Genomic DNA, 12,229 nt, shown 5'->3' with positions numbered 1-12,229 from the left:
CGGGACCCCGGCGACGATCCCGCCCGCGGCCGGCTGCACCCCGGAGGCGGCACCTGCGGCGACCCCCTGAGCGTTTTCCCGCACCGTCTTGTCGGCATACACAGGTCAACAAGTGGTCAGCCGACGGCGGCCGTGGACCGGCCCCGCCCCGCCCGGGACAGCGGCTCATCCTCACCCTCCGTCCGGTATCGGCAGCGGCCGCTTCTCCACCGCCGCCGCCATCACCTCCGGGAAGAGGTCCGGCGTGCAGGCGAACGCCGGTGCCCCGAGCGCCGCCAGCGCGGCCGCGTGCTCCCGGTCGTAGGCCGGTGCCCCCTCGTCCGACAGTGCGAGCAGCGCCACGAACTGCACGCCCGACGCCTTCATCGCCGCGACCCGCCGCAGCATCTCCTCCCGTATGCCTCCCTCGTAGAGATCGCTGATCAGCACGACGACCGTGTCCGCGGGCCGGGTGATCTGCGCCTGGCAGTGGGCGAGCGCCCGGTTGATGTCCGTACCGCCCCCGAGTTGCGTGCCGAACAGGACGTCCACGGGGTCGTCGAGCCGGTCGGTGAGGTCGACGACGGCGGTGTCGAAGACGACGAGCCGGGTGCTGATCGACCGCATGGAGGCGAGCACCGCCCCGAACACCGACGCGTACACCACCGAAGCCGCCATGGACCCCGACTGGTCGATGCAGAGGATCACCTCCTTCTTCACGGCCTGCGACGCCCGCCCGTACCCGACGAGCCGCTCCGGCACGACCGTCCCGTACTCCGGCAGGTAGTGCTTGAGGTTGGCGGCGATCGTGCGGTTCCAGTCGATGTCGTGGTGGCGCGGCCGGCTGACCCGGGCACTGCGGTCGAGGGCGCCGGTGAGGGTGGCCCGGGTACGGCCGGCGAGCCGCTTCTCCAGGTCCTCGACCACCTTGCGGACGACAGCCCGTGCCGTCTCCTTCGTCGCCTCCGGCATCGCCTTGTTGAGCGAGAGCAGCGTGCCGACGAGGTGCACATCGGCCTCCACCGCTTCCAGCATCTCCGGCTCCAGCAGCAGCGTGGACAACCCGAGCCGCTCGATGGCGTCGCGCTGCATGACCTGGACGACGGAGGAGGGGAAGTACGTCCGGATGTCCCCGAGCCAGCGCGCCACCGACGGCGCCGACGCCCCGAGCCCCGCCGTACGCTCCCGCCCCGACGGTGCCCCCTTGTCGCCCCGGCCGTAGAGCACGGCCAGCGTCCCGTCCATCGCCGCGTCCCGCCCGGACAGCGCGCGCCCGGTACCGTCCGCCGCGTCGCCCCCGAGCACAAGCCGCCACCGCCGCAGCCGCTCCTCAGCGACGAGGTCGATCTGCCTCTCCGTCATGCCCCCACCCGCGCTTCCGTCTCTTCCTCCGGTATCCCGAGTTGTCCGCCCGGAGCCCCGGCCCTTTCCTCCCACGCCCCGAACCGCCCCTCCGGAGCCCCGGCCCCTTCCCCTCGCGCTCCTAGCAGCAACCGCACCACCGGCAGCACGGCTTCGGCGCGCGTGAGGTCGAGGTCGGGTGCGAAGCCGGGGGTTGCGGCCCCGGTGCCCGCAGCGCCGCCCCGCTGCCCCGGCCCGCGCCGCAGCAGCTCGCCCAGTGTCCTGCGCACCCCCGTCTCGTACGCGGAGAACGTCCGCCGCAGCAGCGGCAGCACGTCCGTGAACGCCTCCGCCGACACCCCGGTCAGCCACTCGTCGACCAGCGTGAGCAGCCGCTCGTCGTGCAGAAGCAGCATCCCGCCCCCGGAGCCGCCCCCGACGAACCCCTCGACCCACGCGGCCGCGTCCCCCGTCGGCGTCCCCACCGACAGCGCGAGCCCCATGAACCGCGCCGCCTCGTCCCGCCCCAGCTCCCCGCAGTCCAGCAGCAGCCGCACGGCCCGCCCGCGGACGACCCCGGGGACGCTCTCCCGCACCGCGAGCATTCGCAGCACGGCCCGCCAACGGCCCCGTATCGCGGGCGCGTCAGAGCCGCCGCCGTCTGCGCCCACGTCCCCCAGCAGCCCCACCGCCCCGTGCACCGCCTCCACATGGCGGCGCATCTCCTCCGCCGCGTCGGCGTCGAGACCGGCGCAGGCCGGGGGCAGCCCGACGAAGATCCGCTCCGCCAGGCCCGCCGCGACCTCGGCCAGCGCACCGGTGTCCGTGCCCCGGACATCGCCGTAGCGCAGGGAGCGGACCAGGGCGGGCAGCGCCTGGGCGAGATGCCCGACGTCGGTGTCGAGTGCCGCCCGGTCGGCGAGGACCCGCATCACGGCGGGCAGCGCCCGCGGCAGTTCGGCCAGCAGACAGCGCTCGGCGAGGGCGGTGACCTCGGCCAGGTCCGGCGCGCCGACGGCGTCCGCCTCGGCCTTGGCGGTGGCCGCCGCGAGCACCGTCGTCCCCCACACCCCGGCCTCCGCGACCCGCACCGACAGCTCCGGCTCCCAGCGCAGCCGCCAGGTCTCCCGGAACGTGCCCGTACTGCCCCGCGAGGCGGCGGGCTCCCCCCACGACACGCCGAGCAGCCGCAGCCGGTGCAGCAGGCGGCTGCGCTCGGCGTCGGTCTCCTTGCGCAGGTCCAGCTCCACCTCCCGCTCCCGGGCCTCCGGCTTGAACCGCAGCCGCCGCTGCAGCCGGTCGAGATCACGCTGCAACGGCACGGCGGGCGCCGTCGCGGGGACCTCGCCCAGCACGTCCCCCACCTCCAGCCGGTCCCGCACCAGCGCCAGCGGCACGTCCGAGCCGTCGCACATCACCGCCCGCACGGCGTCGGTGGTCTCGCTGAGCCCGGGCAGTGGCCGGCCGCGCAGCGCGGCGAGTGTCTCCGCCAGCCGCACCGCCTCGATGACATGCGCCGAGGAGACGATCCGGCCCTCCTCCCGCAGCAGCCCGGCGACCTTGGTCAGCCACCGCTCGACCGGCCGGTCCGGCACACCGAACAGATGCCCGTACCACCCCGGTGAGGTGATCCCCGCCCCGTACCCACCGGCCCGCGCCAGCCGCCGGTGCGTCCACGGCACCCAGGTCATGTCCGCCTTCACCTTGGGCAGCCCCTTCAGCAACGCCCGGTCGGCGGTCACGGCCGTCCGCCGCCGCAGCGCGGGCACATGCCAGGCGCCGCACACCACGGCCACCCCGCCGTCCCCGAACTCCCGGAGCGCTGCACGTACTTGGAGCCGCATATACGCCTCCCGCACGGCATCCCGCCGGTGCCCCCCGCCGCCGTACGCCTCACGCAGCGCCCCCATCACCTCCTCCAGCGCGACGAACGGCGCGAACGGCTCCGCCGGCCCCGGTCCCCGGTGCTCGACGACGTCCTCCCACCACCGCTCGGGATCGTCATGTCCGGCGGTCTCCGCGAGCACTGCCAGCGGATCGACCCGCACCCCCTCTTCCTCCTCTCCTCCCTCAACGCTCTCCCACGCCAGCGAGTAAGCCGCCGGCAGATCGATGAACCGGGCCGGCACGCCCCGCTCCAGGGCCCAGCGGATCGCGACCCACTCGGGCGAGAACTCGGCGAACGGCCAGAACGCGGAGCGCCCGGGCTCGTCGACGGCGTGGGCGAGCAGCGCGACCGGCGGCCGCATGCCGTCGTCGGCGGCCAGCGGGATCAGCGCGTCGGCCTCGGGCGGCCCCTCGATCAACACCACGCTCGGCCGCGCCGCCTCCAGCGCCCCCCGCACGGCCCGAGCGGACCCGGGCCCGTGATGCCTCACCCCCAGCAGCAACGGCCCAGCCCCCGCCCCCCACCGCCCGGCACCCTCACCACCCGTCATCCCGCCCTCCCCCACACCACCGCGACTCCTGCCTCCCCCCGACGCACCACCGCCCCTTCCGCTGCCGTCCCCCGACACCCCGTCATCCACCGTGCCGCCCCCAGCCACACCGCCACTCCTGCCGACCCCCGTCGCACCACGGTGACCGCTCCCCCTGCCCTCCGACGCACCACCGCCACTGCTCCGGCCGCCCTCCCCCGACGCCGCGTCACCAGTCATGTCACTCCCGGCCACCCCGCCACCAGCCCCGCCCTCCTCGACGCCTCCGATTCCGCCTCCGACACTCACCACGGCCCCTCCCCTCGCCGCCCCGATCCCCCCTGCGCCGACCAGCACCAACACCGCCGCCCCCGTTCTCAGTCCGGCTCCACCCGCTCAGCCACTCAGCCGCTCACTTCACGGCAAGCCCGATAGAAGTCCGTCCACCCTTCACGCTCGCGGACCACCGCCTCCAGGTACTCCTGCCAGACGACCCGGTCGGCGACCGGATCACGGACGACCGCGCCGAGGATGCCGGCCGCGACGTCACCGGGCCGCAGGACGCCGTCGCCGAAGTGGGCGGCGAGGGCGAGGCCGCCGGTCACCACGGAGATGGCCTCGGCGGTGGACAGCGTGCCGCTGGGCGACTTCACCTTCGTCCGGCCGTCTGCGGTGACCCCGTCGCGCAGTTCCCGGAAGACCGTCACCACCCGGCGGATCTCGTCGATGCCGTCGGGCACGGCCGGCAGGTCGAGGGAGCGGCCTATCTGGTCGACGCGACGCGCGACGATGTCGACCTCGGCCTCGACGCTTTCCGGCAGCGGCAGCACGACCGTGTTGAAGCGCCGGCGCAACGCGCTGGAGAGGTCGTTGACCCCGCGGTCGCGGTCGTTGGCGGTGGCGATGAGGTTGAAGCCGCGCACGGCCTGCACCTCCTGCCCCAGCTCCGGTATCGGCAGGGTCTTCTCCGACAGGAGTGTGATGAGGGTGTCCTGCACATCGGCCGGGATGCGGGTGAGCTCCTCGACGCGGGCTGTCATGCCCTGCGCCATGGCCCGCATGACGGGGCTGGGGACGAGGGCGTCGCGGCTGGGGCCGTGGGCCAGCAGGTGCGCGTAGTTCCAGCCGTACCGGATCGCCTCCTCCGGGGTACCGGCCGTGCCCTGCACGAGCAGCGTGGAGTCGCCGCTGACGGCCGCGGCCAGGTGCTCGGAGACCCAGGTCTTGGCCGTCCCGGGCACGCCGAGCAGGAGCAGGGCGCGGTCGGTGGCGAGCGTGGTGACGGCGACCTCGACGATGCGGCGCGGCCCCACGTACTTCGGTGTGATCACGGTGCCGTCCGGCAGGGTGCCGCCCTGGAGATAGGTGGCGACCGCCCACGGCGACAGCTTCCAGCGCGGCGGGCGCGGGCGGTCGTCCTGCGCGGCCAGCGCCGCGAGTTCGTGGGCGAAGGCGTCCTCGGCGTGCGGTCGCAGCGCCTCGGTCGGCTCCTTCTCCGCCACGTCCACGGACATCGGCTCCACAGACACAGACACAGCTGGTCCCCCTCTCCAGCTCGGCCGGTTCGGTTCTGGCATCCACCTTGCACCACACCACTGACAATCCACGCTGACCTGCGGAAACACCCTCGCGGCGGCGCGGGCCGGGCCGATTGTCAGTGGGGGGATCTAACGTCGACGGCATGACTCAGCAGGGGGTGCGCTGGACCGCGGACCAGGTGCTGTCACTGGCGCCTGACGAAGCGTCACGCAAAGCGGGAGGCAAGCTCGGCTCGGCCGGTGTGTGGTCGGAGGCGGGCAGCAGCGGGGAGGGGGCGGTGTGGGGCGTGTGCAAGGGGAGCGGCCGGACGCCGTACCGGACGGTGGTGGACGTCGCGGACACCGTGTCCGGCCCGGCGTACCGGTGCAGTTGTCCGAGCCGCAAGTTCCCGTGCAAGCACGCGCTCGGGCTGCTGCTGCTCTGGTCGGGCGGGGACACGGCCGTGCCGGCGGGCCGGACGGCGCCGGAGTGGGCCGAGCAGTGGATCGCGGGCCGGCGCGGGCGTTCGGCGCAGCCGGATATAGAGGAGAAGGGCGACGCGGGTTCCGCCTCCGGTCCCGCCGTTCCGGAGGCGGCGCGCCGCCGGGCGGAGCGCCGCGCCGAGCGGATCACGGCGGGGGCGACCGAGCTGGAGCAGCGCCTGGCCGACCTGCTGCGCTCCGGCCTGGCCTCGGCCGAGCAGGCGGGGTACAGCATGTGGGAGGAGACGGCGGCCCGAATGGTCGACGCGCAGGCTCCCGGACTGGCGGCCCGGGTGCGGGAGTTGGGGGCGATCCCGGGCTCCGGTCCCGGCTGGCCGGTGCGGCTGCTGGAGGAGTGCGCGCTGCTGCATCTCCTGGACCGGGGCTGGTTGCGCCGCGACCAGCTGCCGGAGGGCCTCGCGGCGATCGTCCGTTCCCGCGTCGGCCTGACCGGCTCGGCGGACGGCCCTCCGCTGCGCGACCACTGGCTGGTCCTCGCCCAGTACGACACGGCGGACACGAAACTGACCACGCGCCGTATCTGGCTGTACGGCGCCGACTCCGGCCGCACGGCACTGCTCCTCTCCTATGGCGCCGTCGGCCGCGCCCCGGACCTGGCGCTTCCGGTCGGCCTTGCCCTGGATGCCGAGCTGTCCTCCTACGCGGGTGCGGGCCGCCTGCGGGCGGCCCTGACCGAGCGACACGCCCCGCCCGTGCCCACCGCCGTACGGCCCCCGGGTGTGTCGACCACCGAGGCGGTCGCGCGCTACGGCGCCGCCCTGCGCGACGACCCCTGGCTGGACTCCGTCCCGGTGACGCTCGACGACGTCGTCCCGACCCCGGACGGCAAGTCCTGGCAGCTCGCGGACGCCACCGGGGACACCGCCGTGCCGATCACGCCGGGTGCCGCGTCCCGCCCGGGCCTGTGGCGCCTGGTCGCCCTGTCGGGCGGCGCCCCCGTCAAGGTCTTCGGCGAGTGCGGCCACCGCGGCTTCACCCCACTGACGGCCTGGCCACCGGCCCCCGGTGAGGCGGTGCCCCTGTGCTGACCGACCTCACGCCCCCATCGCTCCACACCGACAAGCGGACCGCCGCCCGCCACGGAACCGCTGCCCCCTGCATTGCTCCCCGCTGACAGCCCAGCCGCCGACCACCACCAACCCGCAACCCCAGCGCCCGGCCAACCCCGCACCCCCTCTGCTCTCCACAGACACCGCCCCCACCGACACCCCAGCCGCCAGCCACCACGAACCGGCAGCCCCGGTCCCGACCACCCCGCGCCCCGCCCTTTCCCATAAAAGCCACGGCATACGTCCCGACCCAGGGGACACCCGGCCCCGCATGACGGTTCGGGCACCCCGGGCATCCGACCGAAAGGATCCCCATGAACGGCACCACGGCCGCGGCCCCGCCGGGCGCCTGGGAGGAGCTGGTCACCGCGGCGCTGCTGGGTACGGACCGGCGTACGCCGCCGGGAGTGGCGCCGGGCCCTCACGCCCCGCTGGCCCTGCTGGACGCGGCGGCCGCCGAGACCGTACGGCGCCGGGCCGGTCTGCGGCCGGGCCGGGCCGCACGCCGCCCGGATCCGGCCCCGGAGGACCCACGTCCGCCGCTGCCGCGCGCGGCGGCCCGACGGCTCGCCCTGCTGCTCGCCGACCGGCCCGGTGCGGCCGTCGGCGGTCGCCGCGGCACCACGCCCGACCTGATGGAGCTGCTGCCCCAGTGGCTGGCGGCGGCCAACGCCCACGGCTACGGCGCGCCTCCGCAGGCGCTGCCCGCCCTGCTGGACGCGGCCCGCGGGCGTACGGATCTGCGGCCGGCGGCGCTGGAGTTCGCGGGGCCGCGTGCCCTGTGGCTGGCCCGGCTCAACCCGGACTGGCGGTTCGCCCTGCGCGCCACGCCGGGCGGCGGGGCGGCCCTGCCGGGCCCGGCGGAGACCGACCGGATCCGGCGGCTGTGGCAGGAGGGGCTGTTCGCCGAGCGGGTGGCCCTGCTCGCGGCGCTGCGTTCGCACACCCCGGACGCCGCGCGTGAGCTGCTCGCCGAGACCTGGGCGACGGAACGGGCCGAGGACCGGCTGATGTTCCTCGACTCGCTGCGCACGGGCCTCGGCCCACGCGACGAGCCGTTCCTGGAACAGGCCCTCGCCGACCGTTCCCGCAATGTGCGGGCGACCGCCGCAGAGCTGCTGTCGGCCCTGCCGGAGTCGGCCCTGGCCGCCCGGATGGCGGCACGCGCCGCGACCTGCGTGGCCATCGACCGCACGGGGGCCGCACCGGCGATCGTCGTGGAGGCGCCGCACGCGTGCGACGCGGGCATGGAGCGCGACGGGGTGGTGCCCAAGCCTCCGGCCGGGCGGGGCGAACGGTCGTGGTGGCTGGGCCAGTTGGTGGAAGCGGCCCCGCTGGCCACCTGGCCGGCGCGCCTGGGCGGCCGTACGCCGGAGCAGATCGTGGCGCTCCCGGTGGCCGACGACTGGCTGCCCGAACTGCACGCGGCGTGGTGCAGGGCCGCCGTACGGCAGCGGGACGCGGCCTGGTCGCGGGCGCTGCTCGGCGCGCCGTCGGCGCCCGAGGCGGGCGGGCCGGGCGCGGTGTCGCTGGCCGAGCGGGCGAAGCTGCTGGGCACCCTGCCCACCGGCGAACGGGCCGGGTGGGTCGCCGGTTTCATCGCGACGCACGGCCTGTCGGAGGCGTTCCAGCTGCTCGGGGTGTGCGCGGTGCCGTGGGCCGCGCCGCTCGGGCGGGCCGTGGTGGACGCGCTGAACATCGCGCGGGACGCGGGCAGTTACCCGTGGAGCTTCAGCGGGGTCATGGGTCTGGCCGAGCGCTGTCTGGACCCGTCGGAGGCGAGCCGGCTGGACGCCCTGCTCGCCGTACCGGACGAGCCGGAGGACGCCTCGCCCGGTGCCGGTGGCTACTGGGCGGAGGCGTTCCAGAGACTGGTGACGACGCTGCGGCTGAGAGCGGTCATGCAGGCGGAGCTGACCGGCCTCGGGGACGCGGGGAACTGCGGGAGCGACGCACCGGAGCCCGCACCATGACGGTGGCGGAATCTCAGCCCGAGACGGCGGTCTGCCGCACGTTGGCCCGGACCCAGTCCACGATCGACTGCGTGGTCGCCCCGGGCGTGAAGATCTCGGCGACGCCCTTCTCCTTCAGCGGCGGGATGTCCGCCTCCGGGATGATCCCGCCGCCGAAGACGAGGATGTCCGCCGCGTCCCGCTCCTTGAGGAGTTCGATCACCGCGGCAAAGAGCGTGTTGTGCGCCCCGGACAGGATGGACAGGCCGATCGCGTCGGCGTCCTCCTGGATCGCCGTGTCGACGATCTGCTCGGGGGTCTGGTGAAGGCCCGTGTAGATGACCTCCATACCGGCGTCGCGCAGCGCCCGCGCGATCACCTTGGCCCCGCGATCGTGGCCGTCGAGCCCCGGCTTGGCCACCACCACGCGGATCGGACCGGCTGCCACACCCATCACTGCCTCCATGAAGCGACTACATCCATCCGTACCGGATCCTGCTGAATCCATGCACACCGAGTCGTACCGACGGACACCCCGCACCACACCGGGCGGGGAAGTGAACGAACGTTATCGCCAGCATCCCGCACCCGGCAGTTTCACGGTGGAGACCGAGGGGGAAATCACACGGTGGGACACGTTCACCGCGCGTCGCTCCCCTTCCTGGCAGGGGAGCGACGCGCAACGGGAGCCGCGAAGAGGTCGTCGCACCACCGCGCCGCAGGCCGCGCGCCGCGGTGGTGCGACGCATCGGCGCAGGCACGACGGATGCGCCTGGCGCGCCCCGTCGGCCTCTCCGTCCGCGGCCTCCCACGAGGGCACACGGGGGACGGCGGCGTCCTGCCGTGTGCCGACAGGAGGTCGGCCATGAGGATCACCCGGGCCTTCGAGCCCTTTCTTCCGCTGTGTGAGCGCATCCTGCCGGGCAGGCTGACGGGACTCTCCATGACCCTCCTGAAGGCGACCGCCCTGGAACTGATGATCCTCGCGGGCCATCTCGTCCTCTATCCGTCGGGCATCACCCAGGAGCGGCGGACGCCGCCCGCGCTGCCCGCGGAGGACGGCGGCGAGGAGCCGGCGGCGCTGCCGACGCAGGGCCCGCCCCCGGTGGTCCTGCTCCACGGCTTCATCGACAACCGCTCCGTCTTCGTCCTGCTGCGCCGCAGCCTCGCCCAGCACGGCAGGCACCAGGTGGAGTCACTCAACTACTCCCCGCTGACCTGCGACATCCGCACGGCGGCCGAGCTGCTGGGCCGCCACATAGAGGGCATCTGCGCCCGCACGGGCAGCCGGCAGGTCGACATCGTCGGGCACAGCCTCGGCGGGCTGATCGCCCGCTACTACGTGCAGCGGCTGGGCGGCGACGTCCGGGTGCGGACGCTGGTCACGCTGGGCACCCCGCACTCCGGCACCCGGGTGGCGCCGCTGGCCGACGCGCATCCCATCGTGCGCCAGATGCGCCCCGGTTCTGCGGTGATCGAGGAGCTGAAGCGGCCCGCGCCCGGCTGCCGCACGCGGTTCGTCAGCTTCTGGAGCGACCTCGACCACATCATGGACCCGCTGGAGGCGGCGTGTGTGGACCACCCGGACCTGCGGGCACTGAACGTCCGGGTGACCGGAATCGGCCATCTCGCCCTCCCCGTGCACCCCGCGGTCGCGACCGGTATCCGGCAGGCCCTGGATGACACGGAAGCCATGGCGGCCGACCTGGACGGCGCGGCACAGGCGCAGGCGCACACAGGCGGTCTGACGGTCGCCTGACCCACCCAACTTCGAACAGCATTCGAAAATAGAACCAAAGTCGTGCCCGCAGTCCCCCGAAACACGGCCGATTGCCCGTTTCCCCCGGCCACGAAACCCGCCGAAGATTGTCGTGCCCGCGTACCGCCGGGTACAGTCACCGCACTGCTCTGGCAGCCCCTGTTGTCGAGGCGAAAGAGAAGTTGGTGAACGACCGTCACCCGTCGGGGACCATGACCACCCCGGCTCCGGCTTCCGAAGCCGACTCGGCGCCCTACGCGTCGTACGGCACCCAGGAAGCCCAGTACGACGGCTTCACCTCGTACGACACGGGCTACGACACCAGCGCCTACCCCACGGCGGGCGCCGACACCGGCGCCTATCCGACCGGCACCTACGACGCCGGCGGGTACGACACCACCCAGTGGTCGACGGGCAGTCATCACACCCTGAACTACGACCCGTACGCGGCCCAGCACCACGCCGCCTATGACACGGGTGCCTACGACGCAACCGCCTGGTCCGCCGACTACCAGCAGCTGCCGACGATCCCGCAACAGGCGACGGCGCCCGACAGCAGCGGCCAGTGGGACGCGAGCGCATGGCTCCAGCCCGACCAGTCCGGCACCCCGGCCGACCAGACCCAGCAGTGGGAATGGGGCACGCAGTCCTTCGACACCGGCGCCTACGACGCCACACAGTGGAACACCGACGGTGATCCCACGCCGGGCGCCGACGCGTACGAGCAGTCCGGCGAACCGTTCGGCCGGCAGTCGCCCGACACCTTCGAGCAGACCGACGGCGAGTTGGCCGCCACCGGCGAGCTGCCCGTCGTGGAGGAGCTGCCCCCGCTCGACGGGCCGGACGGGCAGCTGCCCACCGTGTCACTCCTCGACGAGCAGGAGGAGGCGACCCCGGCGCCGGCCACGCGCGCGGCCTCCCGCAGTGGAAGCCGCTCCCGGCGCCGTACGCCCGCGAAACGTTCCGCGCTGCTGACCGTGGCCGTGCCCTCGGCGTGTGTGATGGGCGTCGCCGGTATCGCCGCCGCCTCGGTGGGCACCCTCACCGGCGACGACAAGGACACCAACACCACCGCCTCGGACGCGCAGCCGGTGAAACCCACCGCCGCCGCCAACGACAAGCTGGACACTCAGCTGCTGGGTGCGCGGGAAGGCGCCAGCGACTTCCGCGACCGGGTCAGCCGCGAGCAGGAACGCATCGACCTCAAGGCGCAGCAGGAGCTGGAGAAGAAGAAGGCGGCGGCGGAGGCGGCCCGCAAGGAGCGGCTGCGCCCGAAGTACGCCCTCCCGGTCGCCCGTCAGGGCCTCAGCGCCTACTACGGCCAGTCCGGCGTCAACTGGATGTCCATGCACACCGGCATCGACTTCCCGGTCTCCTACGGCAGCACGGTGATGGCCGCGACCGACGGCGTCGTACGGACGCAGTGGAACAGCGCCTACGGCAACATGATGATCGTGACGGCGAAGGACGGCACGGAGACCTGGTACTGCCACCTCTCCAGCTACCGCGTCCCCTCCGGTACGAAGGTGAAGGCCGGCGATCCGATCGCGTACTCGGGGAACTCCGGCAACTCGACCGGCCCGCACCTGCACTTCGAGGTGCGGTTGCCCGGCGGTTCGACGATAGACCCGCTGTCCTGGCTGCGCAGCCACGGTCTGGACCCGACGTAGACACGACGACGTACAACACCGACGACGTGCAAACGCCGCCT

Annotated in this window: 8 protein-coding genes; 4 read left to right on the top strand and 4 right to left on the bottom strand. The window is 74.0% G+C overall.

Annotated elements, in window-relative coordinates; translation table 11 throughout:
• Nucleotides 1-171: 171 nt before the first annotated feature.
• The 3 genes from ACH5AC_RS00860 to ACH5AC_RS00850 all read right to left on the bottom strand — a co-directional run bounded on the left by ACH5AC_RS00860 (nt 172) and on the right by ACH5AC_RS00850 (nt 5,272).
• The gene (locus ACH5AC_RS00860; protein ID WP_398859362.1) at nt 172-1,341 is read right to left on the bottom strand and encodes a VWA domain-containing protein; all 1,170 of its coding nucleotides are present in this window, start codon (nt 1,339-1,341) and stop codon (nt 172-174) included.
• Nucleotides 1,338-3,758 (bottom strand): DUF5682 family protein, encoded by a 2,421-nt coding sequence (locus ACH5AC_RS00855; RefSeq protein WP_398859361.1) that lies wholly within the window; start codon nt 3,756-3,758, stop codon nt 1,338-1,340. The genes ACH5AC_RS00860 and ACH5AC_RS00855 overlap by 4 nt, the downstream gene beginning before the upstream one ends.
• Before the next feature lie 383 nt (nt 3,759-4,141).
• On the bottom strand, nt 4,142-5,272 hold the full coding sequence (locus ACH5AC_RS00850; RefSeq protein WP_398859360.1) for an AAA family ATPase: 1,131 nt from the start codon (nt 5,270-5,272) through the stop codon (nt 4,142-4,144).
• A 146-nt stretch (nt 5,273-5,418) separates the two neighbouring features.
• On the opposite strand from ACH5AC_RS00850, the gene ACH5AC_RS00845 reads away from it, so the two are divergent.
• Together ACH5AC_RS00845 and ACH5AC_RS00840 are read left to right on the top strand one after the other, a co-directional pair.
• A complete protein-coding gene (locus ACH5AC_RS00845; protein WP_398859359.1) occupies nt 5,419-6,786 on the top strand; it encodes an SWIM zinc finger family protein in 1,368 nt (455 codons plus the stop codon).
• 335 nt (nt 6,787-7,121) lie between these two features.
• Nucleotides 7,122-8,780, top strand: coding sequence for a DUF5691 domain-containing protein (locus ACH5AC_RS00840; RefSeq protein ID WP_398859357.1), 1,659 nt, complete (start codon nt 7,122-7,124; stop codon nt 8,778-8,780).
• 13 nt (nt 8,781-8,793) lie between these two features.
• On the opposite strand, the gene ACH5AC_RS00835 is transcribed toward ACH5AC_RS00840, so the two are convergent.
• On the bottom strand, nt 8,794-9,213 hold the full coding sequence (locus tag ACH5AC_RS00835; RefSeq protein WP_398859356.1) for a cobalamin B12-binding domain-containing protein: 420 nt from the start codon (nt 9,211-9,213) through the stop codon (nt 8,794-8,796).
• A 411-nt stretch (nt 9,214-9,624) separates the two neighbouring features.
• Between ACH5AC_RS00835 and ACH5AC_RS00830 the strand changes: the two genes are divergently transcribed.
• The gene (locus ACH5AC_RS00830; protein ID WP_398859355.1) at nt 9,625-10,518 is read left to right on the top strand and encodes an esterase/lipase family protein; all 894 of its coding nucleotides are present in this window, start codon (nt 9,625-9,627) and stop codon (nt 10,516-10,518) included.
• Nucleotides 10,519-10,703: 185 nt separating this feature from the next.
• Nucleotides 10,704-12,188, top strand: coding sequence for a M23 family metallopeptidase (locus ACH5AC_RS00825; RefSeq protein ID WP_398859354.1), 1,485 nt, complete (start codon nt 10,704-10,706; stop codon nt 12,186-12,188).
• Nucleotides 12,189-12,229 lie beyond the last annotated feature (41 nt).

The organism is Streptomyces sp. NPDC018693, assembly GCF_044391385.1.
GTDB lineage: Bacteria > Actinomycetota > Actinomycetes > Streptomycetales > Streptomycetaceae > Streptomyces.
This window is presented reverse-complemented; position numbering and strand designations above follow the sequence as displayed.